This is a genomic window from Paenibacillus sp. BR1-192, assembly GCF_029542445.1.
In the GTDB taxonomy this organism is placed as follows: domain Bacteria; phylum Bacillota; class Bacilli; order Paenibacillales; family Paenibacillaceae; genus Paenibacillus_AQ; species Paenibacillus_AQ lautus_A.
In genome coordinates, this window is record NZ_CP120718.1 from 4248125 (window position 1) to 4268609 (window position 20485).

Sequence of the window (20485 nt, forward strand, 5' to 3'; positions counted from 1 at the left end):
TCAACGTAGAAAAATGACGATTTTCGTTATCTAAACCGTTTTCTAATCATGACTTTAATGCTTGATATATCCGGAGTTTGTTCCGTTTGCAGAACCCTTCCACATCACCCGCTGCATTCGGTACGCATACCGACATTCTCCAGAAAATGCGAAACGGGTGCTGCTTCCGGCCGGAAACTTCTGCACCCGTTTCTGGATAAACTATAATCATAAACCGTTTTCGTTATCGAAGCGCTTTCTAGGATCCGAGCTCCGTCCCCGGAGCAGGCTTCATTTGCAGCTTTCGGTAGTCGCCCGGCGTCACACCCGACGTCCGTTTGAACACCCGCCCGAAGGTAATGGAGTTGGCGTATCCAATCTTCTCCGCAATTTCCTGTATCGAGAGGTCGGTCTGCGCCAGAAGCTCCTCCGCCCGCTTCATGCGCAGCTGTACGAGGAAATCCACGAATTTCATATCGTATTCCATCTTAAACAGATAGCTTGCATATTTTCCGGAAATCTGAAAACGGTCGCTCAGATGCTTCAGGGACAAATTCGGATCGTCGAATTGCTCTTCTATATAGTGCTTCATCTCGCTGATCATGGCACGGTAGCTCTTGGTTTCGCTAAGCGCAACATAGGTGCGGTAAATTTCCGTCAACTGATCGGTGATCCTGCTCTGCAGCTCCTCTAAGGTTGCGGCTCCAGCCAGTACGTGCTCCCTGCCCTCCGACAGCTGGTTCCTCAGCTCGTCGGATAACACACCGACCTCCCGGGCCAGCAGCTGAAGCATGCTGTTGACCAGAGAACGGATCGTATCGTCCTTCAGACGCTCTGCCTTGAATGAAACAAACATGTCCTTCAGACGGGTTCTCCAGCCTTCATTATTTAATCGGAAGTCCTTGACCAGCTCCGAGATTTCATTCAGATAAGGAAGCAGGCGGCTTAAATCTCCCCGGGGCAGCTCGTCCCCGACCAGCACGGCATGATCGCCCATCGCCAGCCTGTGGCCGAGCGCCTCGGAGGCTGATTGGTGCGAAGCGCCTATTTCATGCAGCCCGGCAACCGTGCTGCCCAGCCCGAACCTCACCGACAAACGAAGCTTTTCCTCGACCCAGCTCCGACATTCCTCAGCTGCGCGGATCAGGGAAGCACGCGTCTCCTCCTTCATCTCCGGAAGCGCGATCAGAATGCCTACGCGGCTGCCGGCGATCCATTCTAGCCAGCTGTTGAAGCCGGCATTGCGTGCAAGCTCCTGGAACACGTTCATCAAGGCAAACTTCAGCACGTTCTGGTCGCGGACGGTATGAACATCCTGAAAACCGCTGTAATCGTTGATTTCACCGAGCAGGATGACGTAACCCGCCGGCTGTTCCGGCAGCTTCATCGGAATCAGCTCTGCCATCCGGGACAGCAGTTCCTCTTCGGGCTTCTGCCCGCTGATCAGGTCCATGAACAGCTGGCTGCGCTGAAGCTGGAGATTCTCGTGCCGCTTTTTGTCATAGTCCATGGACCGGCTGATCAGGCTTTCAAGCGCACTATCGATCATGGAAAGCTCATCCTTGGCGGCCTGGGGCATGTTGAGCTGAATGGACTCGATGCGGTTCATCATGGCTTTGATCGGCTGATAATTCCGCCTGGTAACATAGACGATATAAATAACGGCAAGCACCACGGTTACGAAGCCGATCACGATCCAGATGTAGGATACGACCGACACCCAAGCATAGAGCTGCCCGACCCGGAGACCGCTTTCAAAAGTCCATCCCAGCTGATCCGATTGCAGCGTCGTCAGCACCTTGCCTTCTTTGGCCCGCTTATCCTCTCCGATTTGGGATGCTTCAAATATGAGATCTCCGCTGGAGTCCAAAATATTCAAAAAGGAAACGCTGTCATTTATCATCGGATTGATCATCTGCTCCACCCGGTACATGCTTACGTTAATGACGAGCAGCCCTTGGCTTCCGAAGGGAAGCGGCAAATTTTTATACATGGAGATGACCTGCTTCGGCTCGTTCTCCCCGAGTCCCGTCATGGATCGAACGGCGGACCACCCCCGGTAGTCGTGCTCTTTCACGGCAAACTCGATATAAGAACGGTCCGGAAAAGTCGAGAGCGGGCTTTGGCCGCTGGTGGTCAGCACCGACTGATCCGAATGACGGTATAAATAGACCGATTCGATCAGGTCGCTGCCCGATTGTAACCCGCGGAGACGTTTGACAAGCGAGTACATCAAATTTTGGTCGGATGACGGGTTGCTGAACAGATAGCTTGAGTATAGGGCACTCGTCTCCACTTCGTTCAGCACGTTCATCTCGATGGCGTTGATGGAACGATCCAGATCTTCCATAATAAAACGCGTGGAAATTCCGTTCGCTTTGGCTGCCTCTTCGCGCGAGGCCTCATTAAACATGATGAATGAAAGAAACACCAGGATCGTAATCGTGATGAGGAATATGGGAAAATAGGAGAGAAGCAGCTTGCGGTACCAGTTTTGCTGCAAAGAAGTCATTCCTTTCTCTTCCAGGTTAAGCGTTTTACTTATGCTTGTGCTATATTGTAGCATGTCCGTGTCCCTCCCTGGAAGAGGGCTGTCTTCGAAAGAAGGACGCTGATACAGCATTGAAACGAGGACATCCATTGTTACAATAAAAAAAGCCGCGATTATCGCGACTTCTTCTATGCTTTTGTTCACGCCCCGCACGTAACTGCAAAGCTATTCGAGCTCAGAGGCAGGATACGTTTCGAGTACTCCTCAGCCAAGGTTAAACGCCCATTCCGTTCATGAACTCCGAGATCATGATTTTCCGTCCGGTCTTGGCGCTTTCCAATGCAGCCAGCACCATCGCCATGCTGTATACGTTGTCGCTGCAGTCCGTTTCCGGCTTGATGCCGGCTTCCAGTGCGTGAAACATATTTTCCAGGCAGCCATGATGTCCGGTCTTCGCCATGGCAGGCAGCGTGCCTTCGATCCGCTCATACTTCCGAATGAAGCTTCCCGATTGATCCCCTTCCGCCACGACCTCCGCATAGATCTCGTCATGTCCGTCCCAGATTGCCGTTCCCCTCTCACCCGTGACGCGCCAGGCGGCTTCCCAGGAGGTTTGAGCGCCTTCGGCACACCAGGACCCGCGGTAATTGAACACGGAGCCGTCCGACATTTCATAGATGCATATCGCCATCGCATTGCCGGCGTACCAGGAACCGGGCGGGTTGAACTCCTGACAATATACGGATACCGGATCGGCTCCGCTGATCATGCGGGCCTGATCGAAGGTGTGAATGGCCATATCTAGCAGCAGGGGACTGTCCATCAGGTCCCGAAATCCGCCGAAATGCGCGCCAAGAAAGAAATCGGCCCCTATGAAACCGGGCTTTCCGATCGCTCCGCTATCGATCAAAGACTTGAAAGCACGTATTCGCGGATCAAATCGGCGGTTTTGCATGACGGCATGGGTTCTGCCAGCAGACTCCGCCAGCTTCACGATATCCAGACATTCCGTCATCGATTCCGCTAACGGTTTTTCGCTGAATACATGACACCCGTGCTTCAGCGCAGCCGTGCTAATCCCATAGTGGCTGGCGGGAATGGTCACATCGAATACGATATTCGCACCGCTTGAAGCAAGTGCATCGTTAATATTGTCATACGTCGGACAGGAAAGACCGTGCCGATCGGCAAATGCCTTCGCGAAAGTCTCCTGAATGTCCACGAGACCCACGATTTCAACGTCCTCCCGCCCTTTGGCATAATCCGCCCAAGTATTCGCCATGCTCCCGCATCCCGCGATAACAACTTTAAACGCCGTGGTCATATTTCCATTACTCCCCCTGAATACGTCATCGTTTGATTAACCGCTTTCAAATCATCGCCTAGTGGTTGTAATCATTCCGATATTGGCTTAATGTAGATGAAGCAACTTCATTATAATGGCGAGACACAACAATATCTCTATACAACCTTGTGCAATACCACTCTTATCTTGCGGTTCGAGGTGAATTCGTATGTCCTATCCTAGAGAGCTTCATGAGAATACCAGGCTTGGCGATAAGGCGTATCCCGTACAGGTATTTCATAACTTCTGTCCCGGTGCCAAAACGAAGGATTGCATCCTCTATCTCCACTGGCATGAGCACTTCGAGATCCTATGCATGCGCCAAGGGCGCGCCGTGTTCCATATTGATACCACCCCATATGACGTTAAGGCTGGAGAGTTCATCATCATCCCGGGCGGCAGTCTGCATGTGGGTTATGCCCTCGAGGATGGCGATGTGCGGTTTGATTGCGTCGTGGTGAATGCATCCCTGTTCAACGATTCTCTTCATGATCCGGTTCACTCGCGTTATGTCGCTCCATATATGGAAGGCCGGCTGCGTTTTCCCGTCAAGCCTGCGGAGAGTGACCCGGCTGGCGCAGATTGCTATCCGCTGCTGGATGAAGTCATTGAAGAGCTTGCCGTCCGCCGTCCGGCTTATGAGCTCATTGCCAAGTCGAAGCTGTACACCCTGTTCGTGCTGCTGGCGCGCACGTTCATGCCCGCACAGCTCGCGGAGACAACGAACGAGCCTTATTTTGCGAATCGGGAGCGTTATAAAAAGCTGATACAGCATATCGAGAACAACATCGGCGAGAAATTGCCAGTGGAGGCCGCCGCTGCGGAAGTCGGTTTGAATCCGTTTCATTTTTGCAGAATGTTCAAGCGTTTAACGGGCCGCACCTTCGTGGATTACGTCAACCTGACCCGGATGAATGAAGCGGAACGGCTGCTTCGCGAACGGACGTTGACCATCACGGAAATTGCCGGCATCGTCGGCTGCAGCAACCCGAATTATTTTACCAAGCTGTATAAACAGTACAAGGGCATGACGCCTTCCCAGGCAAGGATGGTATAAAGCTGCAAGTTGATCCTGATTGCTTAGCTGTTATTTCAAGCTGCTCCCTGCTCGATGATAAATTGGCACCATGCATCCTATATAATAAAAGACTCAACTCCAGCAAAGGCTGCTGTATGTTGAGTCTTTTGGCATTCGTTATCGCATCGGCGAAGCCCCACTTAATACGCCTTGGGCACCTCCACTTTCCTGGTATTCCCGTCTTCGTTCGTGAAATAGATATGAACCCCATGGTCCTGATCGTCCAGAAAATACGAGACGTATTTACTCTCATCCACCTTCATCGGCACCAGGAGAGTCGCGATGCGATGGCTTGAAGCTGACTTCGTCTCCGCATGCAGATGCCACTGATTATCCAGCCCTTCGATCTCTTCGGGATCGACGCCGGTAAATTGATCATGCTGATTCAGCGATAGATCGCCTGAGGAGCAGTACACGAATCGTCCCTCCATCTCCGCTTTGCTGCCCATCACTCGGAAGGTCTGCCCCGACAGCTTCATCCGGTTCAAGGCATGGAACAGCCACTCGATGCTGGCTGGCTTGGCAAGGTCCACCGTATCCACGATCACAACATAAGATTCGTCGAAGAAATAGATTTCGCGCACATAACGCTCCAGGTAGGGGACATTCTCCCGATAGGCCTGCGTTGCGTTCATGCGGGCGTACCCCAAGCCTGCTGCAGCGTCGACTTGCTCCACCCTGCCGCTGGCCTCGATGCAGAGAACCTTGTCTTTTCCCGCATACTGACCATGGCCATCGATAAGAATATTGTTCGTGGAGCGCGTCTGCCTACGCCAGTTCATATGCATCGTGCTGCCGAAGGCGATATAGTACCCGCTCTCGATAGCCAGCGGCTCGCCGTATGCGTGCAGCAGGAAGCCGTTCTGGTCACCGTGACTGTGGCTCATCGAGCCGTAACGGCTGCTCTTCGCAAGCAGCATGATGTGTTCATCCGGATCATCCATCCGGTGATGCATTGCCACCCAGTCAATATCGCGGAACCATTTGACGGATTGAATGGCCCCTTCATTGGGTTCCAAAGCGTCCGATAAGGCAAAGGGAACGGTATCCGATGGAGGAACGGCTTCCACCTGAGGAAAGTCATGCCGATACAGCATATCGTCAAACCGGAAATCCCACCAGCCGTAATTATAAAATTTGGAGTCGGCATCCGTATCCGATTTGGCCACTTGTTCGAAATACCATTGATACAGCCCGTTCCCCGTAATGCCTGCAAACTGGCGAATATTGAAGGCCGTCTTCAGGCTGACCGGTTCTCCGAGGTAGGACTGGTCGCCGAAGCTGGCCCGAATCGTATCCGGACTGCTGCAATATAGCGGAAAATCGCCGGTGCGCCCGAAAAACGGACGTTTATAAAAATCGATCGCTACGTAATTGCGAATGAGATTGAGCGCATCGATCACGAATGCCATGCCGGTTGTCCAATAGAGCGGCCCTTCTGCCCAGCCCCCGTCCTCTCCGCCCCATGGGGAGTAGAGGCAGGCGTAGTATTCCAGCGTGTAATCCAGCCATGTCCGCGCGCTCGCTTCTTCATGAAGCAAGGCGATGCAGGCTGGGACCAGAACCGAGGATAACGAACGAACCGCATGGCTGTCGTAAGGGACATGATGGATCTTCGAGCGCTCCATCACATGGAAGGCCACCTGCTCGGTTCGGCGCAGCAAGGCGCCCCTGACGAGATCAATCTCCTCAGCGCCGAGGTAATCGTGAAGCCAGTCGTACCCCCAGGCAAGCGCCCCGACCATGCGGAAAGCGGCTTCATCGTTGTAATCGCGGGACGTTGTTCCCTCCGTATCCCAACGGGCCGCGTGAAGCAGCCACGTTTTCGCTTTGGCTATCAATGCATCATCCTGCAATATAACTCCTGCCACGCTTAAATGCCGGACGGCATAGAGCGTTTCCTGGCAATCCATGTACATTTGTCGCCACAGCTTCGCGACGCGCTTGTTGCCCGGATAACGCTCCGGTTCCGGGATTAGCGGCTTATTCACCCATGGAAGGACCGATCTCTCGTAAAAGGCCTGCCAGCCGCAGTAATCTTCATCCTTGCGGAGACCTTCCCGGAAGGCCTCAATCCCCTTTTCGTCCAACCATAACCGCGGATGACCGGTATGCGTGCGTTCGTACCTTTCCACTCTGCCGGGCAGGGGAGTCTCGGGCAGCCCCTCCGGGACATGAAACATTCGGGATTGGCTCCAAGAAGAACGGTTATGCTCCAAATCTGCGGTATCCTCCACTTGCTCCCCGGTCAGCAAGGCGTAGCGCCAATAATAAGTACCCGGCTCCAGCGGTCGATCCGGAGTGTATAAGTTATAGGGAATCGGCGAAATCGTCGTCGTAACCCCCGTTTCATACGAGGGTGAAGTCGAGATCTGCAGCATATAAAGGTCGTCCTCAAGCTGTCCCGGCATCCAGGTGAAACGGGGAGGATTCTCAAGCAGCTTACTCCCTTCGTCCGGTTGATACGGCACGGACAATAATCCGCTTTTCGGTTCAAACAAGGTTTTCATCGAGCACCCTCTCCTTCAACCCGTTGTTGGTCATTGTAAAGCTTCTTGTCGTCCTCCCATCCGACAGATGGAGCCAATCCCCGTCCGCAGCATGCGTCCATCGCAAGGATATCGGCTCATCTCCGGCACGATAAACGACGATGAAGCGGGCTTTCGAATCCAATCGGTGAAGCCGGATTCCTTCCATGTGACGGCTGGGATCGTCAGCAAGCCCAGGTGATTCCACTCGTGAGCATACCGTTCCTTCAAAGGTGGCAAAGGATGCTACCGCAAGCGCTCCTGACTCGTTAGCGATATGAAGGTCAACCTGCATACCGTCTCTGGACCATACATTAGAGGAGCGCTCTTTTACGTATGCGCGTCCGTCCTCGTTTCCCGGTTCCGCCGACCCGCTGTACTGAACCTCATCCGAACCTTGGCGAAGCTGCCCTGTGCCGACGTAATGAAACCACCAATCCAAGGCGGCCGGTTCATCCAATTCCACTTCGAACCAATCCAGCAGCCAATCTTCCGCCATGATCAAATGCCGGTCCAGAACGCCATGATCGTAGGCCTTATCGGCCCGAACCCAAATATAGGAACGGTTTGGAGCGGATTCATACCGCATGCATTTGCCTTCGGCCGGATTCTGCGAGCGGCCGCCTACGGAGACGGTGTTATGGCAGGCAGTATGGGGGTACCATTCCTTTTTCAGAACCGATCCATAAGGTACAGTTCCACGATCTGGCGAAAGAGGCTGATCCCCGGCATGAATCATCAGATTCAATTTATCAAAGTGACCATGCGATCCGCCATGGGGGCCAAAATCAATCAGCGCTTGAAGGCCTTGGGGATCGTTCGTCCTTAACAGGGCGAACCCGCTGTGAGGAAGAAAAACGGAATTAAGCGATTCGCCGTCCGCATGGTTTAAGGTACCGCCTGCGATCCCCCCGCTTCATGAGCTGTCAGATCACGATCTGCTTGCATAGCGTCACCCGGTCTTGGGACCTCACGGGTGACCTGTACTTCGATAATATCCCCCGTTTCCCATATCTCGCCCGATTTCAACATACGGGAGTTCCTCATGCCTGGAGCGGCCATTTCGTTTCGGCCATCCCAAGATCCCGTGCCGTACAGCAGTGCCTCCAGCATGCCGATTCTGCCGGCTTCTCCGTTCAGTTCCCGATATGCATGGCCAAGCAATCGTCGATAGCTCTTATCCCCATACACGGATAAGCCGATCTCCGCAACTTCCGCAATTTCTCGCGCGAATGGTTCCCTGCGATAAGGACCGTCGTGAAGTGCAGGCAGGAAGCCGTTTGGGTCTGACAATCGAACCAGGACCGATAACATTCCCTGCATGCATTGGCCTTGCTCCCCTCTCAGGGAAAAAAGCTCTTCACCAACCCTGCTCCCCATTTCCGCAGCAATCAGGTAAGCACGGAGCACGAATACGTGATAGTAAATGCTGCCTTCAAATTCAAGCTGATCGGGCTTGACGGCAATGGTGAGATGATGGCGCAGCCCGCCTTCCTGCTCAACCAGCTGCTTCAGCTTCTTCGTTTCGCCTTGCACCGCATAGATACAGAACAAAGCGGCGATCAGCCAAGCGGTATAGTTGTTCTCAGGATTTCCGCGTTCCCGGGACAAAATATGATGATACTCCGTCATGCTGCTCTCCAGCATGTGCAGGAACCGGTCAATCTTCCGAAGGTCCGCCTCATCAAACCATACGCCCTCATCCCGCAGAAGCAGATATCCACGAAGAAGCGTCGTTGCCCAGATGGCTTCGGTTAAAGCCTGATGGAATGCCCTCCCTTTCAGCATCCATGGCTGCGCATCCGGGTGGACAGGATACAGCGGAAATTGCTCCGCATACCGAACGATCAGCCTTTTTCCAAGATCGGCGTAAACCTTCTCCCCCGTGCCCGCATAGACGGCGGCGGATTGCAGAGCATATCGGGCCATGGCCTGATGCTTGAATACCAGCCATGCTCCCCGATACGGTTCTCCTTCCCATTCGCAGCCATGCGGACAGCGAAAGGTGCTGCCGTCGGCTTCCAGAGGATCAAACAACAGCTCCGTATGATGTTCGGGACAAACGAATTGGTGCCACCAGCCGCCGGGCTCGAGGGGAACATCCAGCTTCTGGTCCATTACTTGGTCCAGCTCGGCCTTCAGAATATCGATCGTTTGCACGCCCCACGCATACGAGTTCAGCTTCGCCTTCACCTTCATCCCATCCCTCATCGCATGAACATGCCGCCGTTGATTTCGATCGTCTCACCCGTTATATAAGAAGACAGGTCCGAAACGAGAAACAGCACGGAGCCGGCGACATCGTCCGGCGTGCCCTCTCGCCCAAGCGGAATGCCCTGAATGGTAGCTTTGCGCGCATCATCCGGGGTAAAGGTCGCGTGAAACGCCGTTTGCCCGATAAAGCCCGGGGATACGGCATTCACGTTAATTCCGCTTGAAGCGAGCTCCTTCGCCAAGCCTTTGGTAAAGCTCAGGACGGCAGCCTTGCTCGCTGCATAAATGCTGGCGCCCGGTCCACCGCCGTTGTGCGCCGCAACGGAGGTCATGTTCACGATGCGGCCTTGACCGGCCGCTTTCATGCCCGAAATGACGGCTTTGCTCACGAATACCGTGCTTTTCATATTGACGTCCATGATCTTGGCGTAGAGCTCCTCGGTCATTTCCGCATTGGCCAGCCGCTGGACCAAATGCCCCGCATTGTTAACCAGAATCGTCACCGGTCCGCCGAACGCCTTTTCCACTTCCGCCACAAGCGCCTCCGCCTGTTCTGCTTGCGCAACGTCTGCGCGAAAAGCGTGGGCTTCGCCGCCAAAATCTCGGATCTCGGCAACGGCCTCTTCGGCAGCCTCCTTGCTGTTCAGATAATTCAGCGCTACCTTGGCTCCGCTTCTCGCCAGCATGATGGCAACCGCCCGACCGATTCCTCCGCTAGATCCTGTGACTAAAGCGACGTTACCCGATAGATTTATTTGCATGTTGATCCCTCCTGATTAGGTTTGCAGCTGTTTCAGCCTGTTTTCTTGCTCACGCATTCTTTCCATTCGCGGCATCGTCATGACGATGCTTGTGCCTTGACTCGACGAACTATGAACCGTTATCCCGTACGCTTCGCCGTAAACCATCTGTATTCGCCGATGGACGTTCACGATGCCGATGCCGCCTCTGCGCCGGGCGCGTTTCCCCTCTTCATCATCGACCAGGCGGTTTTCCTCGAGCCTTTTGCGCAGTTTATGAAGCTTATGGTCCGCAATGCCTGCCCCGTTGTCCTCGACAATGACCAGCAAATTGTCTCCGTCGACTCTCGTATCAATCCGAATGTAATGCCACGCCTCGATTCCTTCCGGAAAGGCATGCTGGAAAATATTCTCCACAATCGGCTGCAGGGAGAGCCTGACCATCTTCTCCAACAGGAGCTCGGGCGGCGTTGCCACCTCGATCTCAAAATCGCGCCCGATCCGATGCTTCAAGATCATCATGTAATGCCGCACATGGTTCAGCTCGTTGGCAATCGTGATTTCCTCCAGATTGGTCTGAATGGAATATCGAAGCATGAAAGCCATGGCCTCCACCATGTCCGAAATTTCGTCCGAATCCTGAACGATCGCATAACAGTTGATCGTTTCCAGCGTGTTGTACAAAAAATGCGGATTGATCTGCAATTGAAGCGCCTGAAACTCGGCACGCTGGCGCTCCAGCTGGATGTCCTGCAGCTCCAGCTGCGTCTTCTGGTTGTGGAGCTCCGTGTCGTATACCTGCTCGATCATGTCGGACAACCGGCTGACCATAAGATTGTAGCTGTGGATCAAACCCCCGATTTCATCCTCGCGCGGTTTCACGTCGGTGATGTGCGTCCAGTTCCCCTTCTCCGTCTGCCTCATCCCGTTCTTCAAATTGCGGATCGGATTCACGATCGATTTCCCGAATCTGTATGCCAGAACGAGCGCAATGAACAAGGTGACAAAGCCTACGATTATGGTGGTGGAGCGGATGCCCGAAATCGGCGCCCGGAGCTCATCCAGCGGCATCATAATGACGAGGCTCCAGCCCGAATATTCGGACTGGCGCGAGATGATCATCGCTTTCTCGCCTAATACCGGTTCAATGAAGCGATGATCGCCCTTGGCGATAATGCGCTTCGGCAGGTCCGTGGTCGTGATGCCCTCCATATCCACGTGCTCTGGTGCATAAACGACCTCGCCTTCACGATCCAGGATGAAAAAGAAACCCTGTTCCCCGAGGTCGACGCCATTCCATAAACCCGACAGCTGATCTTCATTGAATTCTACTGCAAGCACGCCTTTGACGTCGTAAGAATTCATTCCACGGATTTTGCGGGCAACCGTAATGACGTTGTCGCGATCCTGTTCCAGCAGGCTGGTCTTCAAGATGACGATCTCCCCGTTCCCCGGCGTCTTCTCCGTCAATTCACGAAGTCGGTCCGACGGATCGATCGACATGGCGGAGAAATTCTGGTTCTGATCGAAAATCGAACGGCCATGGAACCCCAGAATGTACATCATATGGGTCTGCGTGGGGTATTGAATGAAAATCTTCTGAAAGACATCCTTTCGGATGAGATGGGTGAACCGGTAATGCTCGTAGCTGTCGCTGGGGTCCATATCCAAAAATCGCTTCACCGAATCCTGCAGCAAAATCGTATTGCTGATCCGCTCGAACATTTTCAGCTGATTATCCGTTTGCCTTGCGGCGTTCGTGATGACGGTGGTCATATACTTCTCGACCTGCTCGTCGATCGCTTCGGATGATTTCATATAGAAGAATACGCCGACCGTGGTAAGCGAGAACATCACGACGATGAAGAAGTACAGGAAGATTTGACGGGACAGGCTCTTCCGCATCATTCGATCCCCAGCATCTCCCGGTATTCGGAAGGGGTGTACCCGGTGACCTTCTTAAAGGTTTTGGTAAAATGGGGATGATCCGCATACCCCACTTCGAACGAAATGTCCGTAATTTTATAATGCGGAATGGCAAGGAGCTTCTTCGCCTTCTCCATTCGTTTCTTGATCCGGTAATGGACAAAGGTCTCGTCCGTCATCTGCTTGAACAGCTGGCTGAAATAGGACGGGTTGAGTCCAAGCATGTCGGCCACCTCATCCAGCGAGAGATCGCGGGACAAGTTGCGCTCGATATAGGCTTTCGCTTCCTCTACGGGCTCCTTCGCATTTCCTTTTCTCTTCTCGCGTATGAGTTTCACCGTCTGATTCACGGCCAGACGAAATCTCTCAAAATAATGATGGTTCCCTCCGGGCGCAGGCCCCGATATTCCCGTCATGCGTTCGAACGAATATACGTCCCTGCCGTTTAACTGCTTGATCAATTTCGCGTACAGCTCATCCAGCAGCTCCTGAAGCTGGATCGATTCGAACCGGCGCTCTTTGCAATAATCCTCGATTTCCTGCAGCTTCATCTGGATATCGTTCATTTGCAAATGCCATACGGCCAGCTCGAGCTGCTCCAGCCAATCCTCCAGCTTGGAAAGCGGAAAATAGAACCGCTGTTTCTCCTGCATGGATTTTCGATCCGCCATCAATTTGTTCATGGTGTTATGTACCACCGATTTGGTCACGGGCTTGAGCAGATATTCCTTAACCCCATACGACATGCATTTCCGGGCGTATTCGAAATCGCCGTAACCGGAGATGACAACGACCGTGATATCGCCGTATGCTTCATATAACTGCTTGCTTAACTCCAGGCCGTCCATCTTGGGCATCTTGATATCCGTAAATATGAAGTCCGGTCGTGCCGTCTGGATCGCTTCCAATGCTTCCATGCCGTTTCCGGCCGTTTCCGCTTGAATCATGGCCGGATCCGTCTGCGTGATCAGTTTCGCCAAGCCCATCCTTATCATAGGTTCATCATCAACGACCAGAATGCGGTACATCACCCATTCCCCTTTCAAAACAGCGAGAGTAGTTTAGCTTTAGCAAGATACTCCTCTGCTTAGGCAAGCAGAGGAGTCATTCATCAACACTATACTAAAACATGCCCCGCCTATTCGAAAGCGTTTTCTTTTTCGTTGTATCGTTTTGTGGCTTCCTCAATAATCTCTTTACCGCCCTTGGACAGATACTCCTCGAGCACCTTGCCGTAGTTATCGATCGGCTCCCTGCCGTATACCATGCGAAGCACATGCTCCAGAATCAGCGGAGGCAGTTCATCCGACTTCGGATTCAGCTCCGGATATTTCACCATCGCCTCCAGTCTCGGGTCGAATTCTATTCCGCGGCGGCCCTCAGTCGATAACATGTTATCAAAAGCATCAATCAGCTCTTTGCCGGAATCGGACAATTCGGACACGCGTTTGTTGTACGTTGTGTCCTGCACCAGCCACAGCCAGTAGTTCAAATAACGCATCTTATCCGCGCCTGCCGCGTCCGTCGGCACCTCGAAGACCGGCTTTCCGTCGGTTACCTGATAATCCTCGCCCTCGATGCCGAAGCTGAAGAACAATTCCGCGTCCTCACTGACCATCCAGTTGAAGAACTTCACGATATCCTCCGCTTTGTCCTTCGCCTTCGCGTTGATGAAGAAGGAACGCGTGACCGGATTATAATGGGCATATCCCCCTTTACCGTCAGGTCCTACAGGCGAAGGAATCAGCGCCACTTTCGCGTCCGGCACATTCTCCTTCAGCTGGGTTCCCCAGATCGGAAGCTCGTTGGCATTCATAGACCACATGCCGGCTTTGCCGCTCGTGACGATGGATTTGAAATCCGCGCTTTCAATGGTCGCGAATTCCTTGCTGATCAATCCTTCCTCATGCATCGTCTTATAGATCTGAATGGCCTGCTTCATATTTTCTTCGTCAAAAAAGGTGGGCTTTACTTGCCCGTCCGGGAATACCTTGAATTGGTTCAGGTAACCCAGCACGTCATAGGCGCCGAAGAAGGTATCGGCATATTTGAAATTCTGACGTCCCGCATAAGGCTGCTCCACACCGGCTTCCTTGAACGCGCGCAGAACCTCCATCGTCTCTTCCACCGTCGTCGGGATCTCCTTGCCTACCTTTTCCAGCAGGTCGGTCCGAATCCACGTGGCCCGTCTGGACGGATTGGACAGGATTTCGGGAATCCCGTAAATATTGCCCGTCTTGGAATCCGTCATCCGCTTCCAGGCTTCCTCGGGGATAAACTTGAGCAGGTCCTGCCCGTGCTCCTGCAGCAGGTCGTTGAGCGGAAGAAAGACTCCGTTCTCCACCGCACCGGCCAGCTCGGGACCGCTGATTCCGCCAGTGCCCTGCACCACATCCGGTATGTCGTTCGTTGCGAACATCTGCACCATTTTATCCTGATATTCGTTATGCGGAATGAGGCGGATATCGAGGTCCGTATTCGTCATTTTCTCTAGCTCCAGCACGTACTTATCCTTGTTGATATCCGGATTCTTCTCAACGTAGGAAACGTTAAGCGTCCGCATCGAAATGGAAAATTTCGTAGCTCCCTCTTCATTCCCGCCTTGGCCGTCGCCCCCGGCGTTGGCTCCTCCGCCTCCGCCATTATTGCCCGCACAGCCGACGAGCATGGCCAGTACAAGACCTGACGTAAGCGCACGTGTCCAGCTTTTTCTCATGAATACCCCTCTTTTCAAGCTAATATAGTCGCTTATAATAGCGCTTTCAAACTTATTATCAGTATAGAGAGCCGTCTGGGCGGGAACAAGGAATGTCTTTGGCTCGGTTTGTCGTTTTTTTAGGGCTATTCTTTGATCGACCCGATCATCATCCCGTGAATGAAGAAGCGCTGCAGAAACGGATATAAGAGAATGATGGGCAGCGTGGCTACCAGAATAACCGCCATCTGAATGCCCTGCACGGACTGGGAGCTTGCTTCGAACGCCATGTTGCCCGTATCGGTCAGGCCCTCGTTCACCAGAAGTTCCCTCAATTTTACCTGGAGCGGGTACTTGCTGCGGTCATTGATATAGTAAAGGGCATCCATATATTTGTTCCAATTCGTTACGGAATAGAAAATCCCTACCGTCGCCAGCGCCGGCTTGGATAACGGAAGCACGATGCTCCATAAAGTACGGACCTCGCTGCATCCGTCGATTCGGGACGAATCGATCAGTTCGCCCGGAATTTGGGTGAAGAACGTGCGAAGCACAAACAGGTTGAATGCGCTGATCGCCGATGGCAGCATCAAGGACCACAGCGTGTTGACGAGATTCAGCTCGCGCATCAGAATGAATTGCGGGATGAGCGGTGCCGTAAAAATCATGGTCAACAGGATGATTATCATGATGGTTTTTCTGCCGACGTATTCGGGCCTGGAGAGCGGGTACGCCAGCGAAGCGGTTGCTGCCAAATTGATGAAGGTTCCGAATATCGTAATATAGACGCTGATCCCGAATGCCCTCCAGATGGAAACATCGTTGAATACATGCTTGTAGTATGCAAAGGTGAATTCCACCGGCCAGAACATCACTTCTCCGCGATCGATAGCGCCCGGGCTGCTGAACGACTGGGCAATGACATTTAGGAATGGGAGCAGCATGGTGAGTGCAAGAAAGGTAAGGATGATATAGTTCAATACAAGAAACATTTTTCTGCCTGCACTGTCATATTTCACGTTGGTGGTCACTCCCCTCTAATACAGCGACTCGCCGGTCGCTTTCTTGCTGATGGTGTTTGCAATGGCGATCAGGAACAAGCCGACAACGGACTTGAACACCCCGATGGCGGTGGCATAACTGTACTGAAGCTGCTGCAAGCCGGCTTTGTAAATATATGTGTCCAAAATTTCGCTGGACTGGATGTTAAGCGGGTTCTGAAACACGAATACGCGTTCAAACCCGTAATCCATGAAATCCCCGATCTTGAGCAGGAACAGGATCGTTATCACGGGAAGCAGCGCTGGCAGGGTAATGCTTAGGGTCTGGCGCCATCTCCCCGCTCCGTCGATTTCGGAGGCTTCGTAGAGATCCGGATTGATGCCTGCGAGCGCCGCCAGATAGATGATGGTTCCCCAGCCGACATCTCTCCATAATCCGGAGCCCACCAATACCGTTCGAATGTAGGAATCTTCGCCGAGGAAATAGATCGGTTCGATGCCGAACCACCCGAGCACCACGTTCACGATCCCCGATGACGGGGACAGGATGCCCACAAAGATACCGCTTACAATAACCCATGACAGAAAATGCGGCGCATAGAATATCGTCTGGACAATTTTCTTGTAAACGACCTGGCGAACCTCGTTCAGCAATAAAGCCAGGACGATGGGGGCCGTAAAAGCAAACAGAATGTCATATGTACCCAGCAGAAGCGTATTGCGCAGAATTTTCAGAAAATCATAGTGCTGGAACATTCGCCCAAAGTGCTCAAGGCCCACCCAAGGACTTCCCGTTACGCCCGCAAACAAATTGTAGTTCTGGAATGCGATCACGGAGCCCATTAACGGAACATATTTGAACAATGCGAAGAACAGCAGTCCCGGCAGCGATATGAAGTACAGCGCCCTGTATTTCCACATGAATCCGAGCAGCTTTCTCCGTTTATCAAGCCTTCCGTCCAGAATCGGGCTTACCGCTGCTTTGTTTGGCTCGGCCATCTGTCATCACCTCTTGTTTCTCAAATGGGCCGGTGCGTTGTCATCTATCGGAATTTCGTCAAACCGGATGCTGATAAATTCAGGCTCCCGGTCAATGATCCGCGACAGCTCCTTTGTAAAAACGTCAACGATTTCGTTCTTCTGCTCATCCGTGCGTCCTTCGTACATTTTAATCGTAATTTGCGGCATCGGCTGATCGCCTCCTTAGGAAATGGATGTGATGAATATCCTTATCCTATAGGTTTTCATGACCGGGCAGCAATGGAGGAAGATCGGTTCCTTTGTGTTTTTTTTAGGTGGATCGGCGGCTTGTGTTTTTTTAAGCTCGGCTTGTGATTTCAACAGTTTTTAAACGGCTGGTCTAGAAATTCGAAGCGTTCTGTGGAACAATGGTTCAAAGCAGACGCCAACACGGGCCGCTCGATGCCATCAGTTATGGGAGGTAAGCGATGAACGGACAAGTGAAGGAAGAGGTAACGACCTATGCGTCGTTATGGGGAAAACTCGAAAAGAAAGTAACGCGCATGACGGGTCAGCTCCAAGGCAAAGTTCCCCATGCCACAAAGAACGGGATCTATGATTCCACCCGGATCGATTGGTGGACCTCCGGTTTTTGGCCGGGGATGCTTTGGATGATGTATGATATGACCAACAAGCCGCAGTATAAGGAAAGGGCTTGGGAATGGGATATTCGGCTTGAAGAGGCGCTGATCGAAGACAGTAACTTTCATCACGATGTAGGCTTTCAATTTCTGCCGACGGCCGTCATCAAATATAAACTGACCGGCGATCCGGATGCCCGGCGGAGAGCATTGTTGGCGGCTACCCTGCTCGCAGGAAGGTATAACCCCGTCGGCAGATTCATTCGCGCTTGGAATCAGGTGAAGCCTACCTCGTGGAACCACGGAAACGAAGGCTGGTCCATCATCGATTCCACCATGAATCTCTCCCTCTTGTTCTGGGCTTCCGAGGAGAGCGGCGATCCGAGATTCGCTCATATCGCCAGAGAGCAGGCCAATACGGTTGCTGAACATTTCATTAGACCCGACGGCTCGGTTCGGCACATCTGCTGGTTTGACCCGTTGACGGGAGAATATATGGAATCGCTCGGCGGGCAAGGCTTTGGACCGGAATCGGCCTGGAGCCGGGGAGCAGCCTGGGCTTTGCACGGGATGGCGAACACCTATCGGTATACCGGCGATATTCGGTATCTCGACGCTGCCAAGCGAGTCGCTCATTTCTTCGTGGCTTCCCTTGAGGAAGATTCCATTCCGCTTTGGGATTTTCGGGCGGAGCGCAAGGATATGGAATCCCCCGATCATGACGGGACGGAAACATCCCCAATGGCACCGGTGCCAAGGGATACATCCGCGGCATCCTGCGCCGCATCCGGGCTGCTTGAAATCGCGGACCTCGTCCCGCAAGCCGAAAGCGCTCTGTACCGCAGCAGCGCCTTGCGTATCATCGACTCTTTGACGAACCGTTACGCCGAATGGGATGACCCGGATTATGAAGGCATACTGAAAGAAGCCACAGGGCATCTGCCTGCCGGACAAAATATAAACGTCTCGCTCATCTATGGCGATTATTATTATGTTGAGAGCGCAGCCAAGCTAATGGGATGGAAAAACCGGATCTTCTGATCCGGTTTTTTTGTCGCGTTTATTTATAATTTTTCGGAATCCGAATATAGAAGCAGCTGCCGCCAACATGCTCATCTCCGTTTTCGGCCCACACGTGGCCGCCATGAGCGGAAACCAGCTGCTTGACGATCGCCAGGCCCATTCCGCTTCCGCCGCTTAACCGATTCCTCGACTTATCGCCCCGATACAGCCTTTCGAATATATACGGCAGATCGGATTGGGAGATGCCCTGTCCCGAATCCCGAATCCGAATCAGGGCATCGGCCCCTTCGTCCACGAGATCGGCTTGCACCGTACCGCCGGACGGGGTGTAGTGCAAGGCATTGCTTAACACATTGATCAGAATCTGATGCATCCGGTCTGGATCCACCTCGACTGCGATCGAAGAACTGCCGGCATATTGCAAACTCACTTCTTTTTCATGATACATCGCCTTCGCCAACGTGACGGCTCTCTCCATAATATGGCTCAGATCCTGCTCGGACCGGGACAGCTGAAACTCCGGGGATTCCATATCGTGCAGCTCCTCCAGCTCCGTGACGAGCTGAATCAAACGGTCGATTTCATCCAAGCAGGTGCGGAAACGGTCTGCAGTCGGCTCCCATACTCCGTCCTCGAGTGCACGGGTGTGACTCTTTAAGGTGGCGTTCGGAGCTCATGCGCGATATCCTGCGTCATGTTCCTACGAAGCTGCTCCTGTTTCTGCAGCTGTACTGCAAGCTCATTCAGCGAAGCACCAAGCCCCGCAATTTCATCGTACCCTCCGGCTGCCACGCGGACATCCCAATCTCCTTGCGTCATCATTTCTGCCGCCCGCTTCATCTGGACGAGTGGAGCCGATATCCTTCTTGCTACATAGATTCCTATTATGGAGGCTATGGCAATCGATAACAGGCAGGTTAAGATAATCGATTGCATCTGCGCCTGCTCCAAATGGTAGTTCAGCTCATCCATTCCGCTGTGTCCGCTGGACTGCTGCTGGTACATCGCGATATGGTAATGGTTCGTCACGATGTTGATCACGGTAAACACGATCAGGATCCCTGCCGTGATGCTGATAATGATGGCGGCGAGCCTCAGGTCTAGGCGATGCTTCAAGCCCCGTCACCTCCGAAGCGATAGCCGAATCCGTAAACGGTGAGGATATATTTCGGCTGCTTTGGGTCGGATTCAATCTTTTGACGCAGATTCTTTATATGCTGATCGATGATGCGGATGTCTCCGATAAAATCGTAGCCTAATACCCGGTCAACCAGTTCCTCGCGAGAGAAGTTCCGCTGCGGGTATTTGGCCAACAGCAGCAGCAGTTTATATTCGCTCGGCGTCAAATTCACGATTTGTCCATGGCTGGTGACCTCATGCTTCATGGAATGGATGACCAATGCGCCTTCATCATATACAATGACGTCCGCGAGCAGCTTGCTGTCATCCCCCCGCCTCAAAACAGCCTTGACCCTTGCCACGACTTCCCGAGGGTCGAACGGCTTCACGATGTAATCATCGGCTCCGATCGCAAATCCGCCGATCCGGCTGCTCTGAGCCACCTTAGCCGTTAACATCACGATGGGGACCGAGCTAAACGTTCGAATTTCCTTGCATATCCGTTCACCGTCCATATCCGGCAGCATGAGGTCCAATAGGACAAGGTCCACGGCTTGTCCTCGCAGGCAATCGAATGCCTCGGCACCGTTCGCCGCTTCCAGCGTCAAGTAACGTTCTTTGTTCAAATAAGATACAAGAACTTCTCGAATATTCGGTTCATCATCCACGATTAATATGGTTTTCATTCCGGTATCTCCTTATAGAATCCTTCATCAGTACAAGTCAACTGTAACATAAGTCTCCA

Annotated in this window: 17 protein-coding genes; 2 read left to right on the plus strand and 15 right to left on the minus strand. The window is 52.9% G+C overall.

Features of this window, described 5'->3' with window-relative positions:
- Window positions 1–238: 238 nt before the first annotated feature.
- Both P0X86_RS18810 and P0X86_RS18815 read right to left on the minus strand, forming a co-directional pair.
- Window positions 239–2545 (minus strand): helix-turn-helix domain-containing protein, encoded by a 2307-nt coding sequence (locus P0X86_RS18810; RefSeq protein WP_277746177.1) that lies wholly within the window; start codon window positions 2543–2545, stop codon window positions 239–241.
- A gap of 199 nt (window positions 2546–2744) precedes the next feature.
- Window positions 2745–3794 (minus strand): Gfo/Idh/MocA family protein, encoded by a 1050-nt coding sequence (locus P0X86_RS18815; RefSeq protein ID WP_277746178.1) that lies wholly within the window; start codon window positions 3792–3794, stop codon window positions 2745–2747.
- Between the two features lie 190 nt (window positions 3795–3984).
- Between P0X86_RS18815 and P0X86_RS18820 the strand changes: the two genes are divergently transcribed.
- The gene (locus tag P0X86_RS18820; RefSeq protein ID WP_277746179.1) at window positions 3985–4872 is read left to right on the plus strand and encodes a helix-turn-helix transcriptional regulator; all 888 of its coding nucleotides are present in this window, start codon (window positions 3985–3987) and stop codon (window positions 4870–4872) included.
- A gap of 161 nt (window positions 4873–5033) precedes the next feature.
- Here the strand turns inward: P0X86_RS18820 and P0X86_RS18825 are convergent, their stop codons facing one another.
- The 10 genes from P0X86_RS18825 to P0X86_RS18870 all read right to left on the minus strand — a co-directional run bounded on the left by P0X86_RS18825 (window position 5034) and on the right by P0X86_RS18870 (window position 17185).
- A complete protein-coding gene (locus tag P0X86_RS18825) occupies window positions 5034–7403 on the minus strand; it encodes a DUF4962 domain-containing protein (RefSeq protein ID WP_277746180.1) in 2370 nt (789 codons plus the stop codon).
- The gene (locus P0X86_RS18830) at window positions 7387–8328 is read right to left on the minus strand and encodes a heparinase II/III domain-containing protein (RefSeq protein WP_481858306.1); all 942 of its coding nucleotides are present in this window, start codon (window positions 8326–8328) and stop codon (window positions 7387–7389) included. The genes P0X86_RS18825 and P0X86_RS18830 overlap by 17 nt, the downstream gene beginning before the upstream one ends.
- Entirely contained in the window at window positions 8310–9620 is a 1311-nt protein-coding gene (locus tag P0X86_RS18835) for an alginate lyase family protein (RefSeq protein ID WP_277746181.1), read from the minus strand. The genes P0X86_RS18830 and P0X86_RS18835 overlap by 19 nt, the downstream gene beginning before the upstream one ends.
- Window positions 9621–9628: 8 nt before the next feature.
- Window positions 9629–10396, minus strand: a complete 768-nt coding sequence (locus tag P0X86_RS18840) for an SDR family NAD(P)-dependent oxidoreductase (protein ID WP_277746182.1) — start codon at window positions 10394–10396, stop codon at window positions 9629–9631.
- Between the two features lie 15 nt (window positions 10397–10411).
- Window positions 10412–12283 (minus strand): cache domain-containing sensor histidine kinase, encoded by a 1872-nt coding sequence (locus P0X86_RS18845; RefSeq protein WP_277746183.1) that lies wholly within the window; start codon window positions 12281–12283, stop codon window positions 10412–10414.
- Window positions 12280–13329 carry a response regulator transcription factor gene (locus tag P0X86_RS18850; RefSeq protein ID WP_277746184.1) on the minus strand — a complete coding sequence of 350 codons (1050 nt, stop codon included), beginning with the start codon at window positions 13327–13329 and terminating at the stop codon, window positions 12280–12282. The genes P0X86_RS18845 and P0X86_RS18850 overlap by 4 nt, the downstream gene beginning before the upstream one ends.
- Before the next feature lie 110 nt (window positions 13330–13439).
- A complete protein-coding gene (locus P0X86_RS18855; protein ID WP_277746185.1) occupies window positions 13440–15017 on the minus strand; it encodes an extracellular solute-binding protein in 1578 nt (525 codons plus the stop codon).
- 125 nt (window positions 15018–15142) lie between these two features.
- On the minus strand, window positions 15143–16015 hold the full coding sequence (locus tag P0X86_RS18860; protein ID WP_036660892.1) for a carbohydrate ABC transporter permease: 873 nt from the start codon (window positions 16013–16015) through the stop codon (window positions 15143–15145).
- An 18-nt stretch (window positions 16016–16033) separates the two neighbouring features.
- Complete coding sequence (locus P0X86_RS18865; protein ID WP_192571516.1) at window positions 16034–16996, minus strand: ABC transporter permease; 963 nt, start codon at window positions 16994–16996, stop codon at window positions 16034–16036.
- A 6-nt stretch (window positions 16997–17002) separates the two neighbouring features.
- Window positions 17003–17185 carry a tautomerase family protein gene (locus P0X86_RS18870; RefSeq protein WP_009590941.1) on the minus strand — a complete coding sequence of 61 codons (183 nt, stop codon included), beginning with the start codon at window positions 17183–17185 and terminating at the stop codon, window positions 17003–17005.
- A gap of 260 nt (window positions 17186–17445) precedes the next feature.
- Between P0X86_RS18870 and P0X86_RS18875 the strand changes: the two genes are divergently transcribed.
- The gene (locus P0X86_RS18875; RefSeq protein ID WP_277746186.1) at window positions 17446–18639 is read left to right on the plus strand and encodes a glycoside hydrolase family 88 protein; all 1194 of its coding nucleotides are present in this window, start codon (window positions 17446–17448) and stop codon (window positions 18637–18639) included.
- 19 nt (window positions 18640–18658) lie between these two features.
- Here P0X86_RS18875 and P0X86_RS18880 read toward each other — a convergent pair whose 3' ends face one another.
- The 3 genes from P0X86_RS18880 to P0X86_RS18890 all read right to left on the minus strand — a co-directional run bounded on the left by P0X86_RS18880 (window position 18659) and on the right by P0X86_RS18890 (window position 20426).
- On the minus strand, window positions 18659–19192 hold the full coding sequence (locus P0X86_RS18880; RefSeq protein ID WP_277746187.1) for a sensor histidine kinase: 534 nt from the start codon (window positions 19190–19192) through the stop codon (window positions 18659–18661).
- A gap of 83 nt (window positions 19193–19275) precedes the next feature.
- Complete coding sequence (locus P0X86_RS18885; protein WP_277746188.1) at window positions 19276–19737, minus strand: HAMP domain-containing protein; 462 nt, start codon at window positions 19735–19737, stop codon at window positions 19276–19278.
- Window positions 19734–20426 carry a response regulator transcription factor gene (locus P0X86_RS18890; RefSeq protein WP_036660898.1) on the minus strand — a complete coding sequence of 231 codons (693 nt, stop codon included), beginning with the start codon at window positions 20424–20426 and terminating at the stop codon, window positions 19734–19736. Before P0X86_RS18890 ends, P0X86_RS18885 begins: the two co-directional genes overlap by 4 nt.
- Window positions 20427–20485 lie beyond the last annotated feature (59 nt).

Coding starts and splice junctions, on each gene's coding strand:
- P0X86_RS18810 (WP_277746177.1), bottom strand. CDS start 2,545: ATGCTACAATATAGCACAAGCATAAGTAAAACGCTTAACCTGGAAGAG.
- P0X86_RS18815 (WP_277746178.1), bottom strand. CDS start 3,794: ATGACCACGGCGTTTAAAGTTGTTATCGCGGGATGCGGGAGCATGGCG.
- P0X86_RS18820 (WP_277746179.1), top strand. CDS start 3,985: ATGTCCTATCCTAGAGAGCTTCATGAGAATACCAGGCTTGGCGATAAG.
- P0X86_RS18825 (WP_277746180.1), bottom strand. CDS start 7,403: ATGAAAACCTTGTTTGAACCGAAAAGCGGATTATTGTCCGTGCCGTAT.
- P0X86_RS18835 (WP_277746181.1), bottom strand. CDS start 9,620: ATGAAGGTGAAGGCGAAGCTGAACTCGTATGCGTGGGGCGTGCAAACG.
- P0X86_RS18840 (WP_277746182.1), bottom strand. CDS start 10,396: ATGCAAATAAATCTATCGGGTAACGTCGCTTTAGTCACAGGATCTAGC.
- P0X86_RS18845 (WP_277746183.1), bottom strand. CDS start 12,283: ATGATGCGGAAGAGCCTGTCCCGTCAAATCTTCCTGTACTTCTTCATC.
- P0X86_RS18850 (WP_277746184.1), bottom strand. CDS start 13,329: ATGTACCGCATTCTGGTCGTTGATGATGAACCTATGATAAGGATGGGC.
- P0X86_RS18855 (WP_277746185.1), bottom strand. CDS start 15,017: ATGAGAAAAAGCTGGACACGTGCGCTTACGTCAGGTCTTGTACTGGCC.
- P0X86_RS18865 (WP_192571516.1), bottom strand. CDS start 16,996: ATGGCCGAGCCAAACAAAGCAGCGGTAAGCCCGATTCTGGACGGAAGG.
- P0X86_RS18870 (WP_009590941.1), bottom strand. CDS start 17,185: ATGCCGCAAATTACGATTAAAATGTACGAAGGACGCACGGATGAGCAG.
- P0X86_RS18875 (WP_277746186.1), top strand. CDS start 17,446: ATGAACGGACAAGTGAAGGAAGAGGTAACGACCTATGCGTCGTTATGG.
- P0X86_RS18890 (WP_036660898.1), bottom strand. CDS start 20,426: ATGAAAACCATATTAATCGTGGATGATGAACCGAATATTCGAGAAGTT.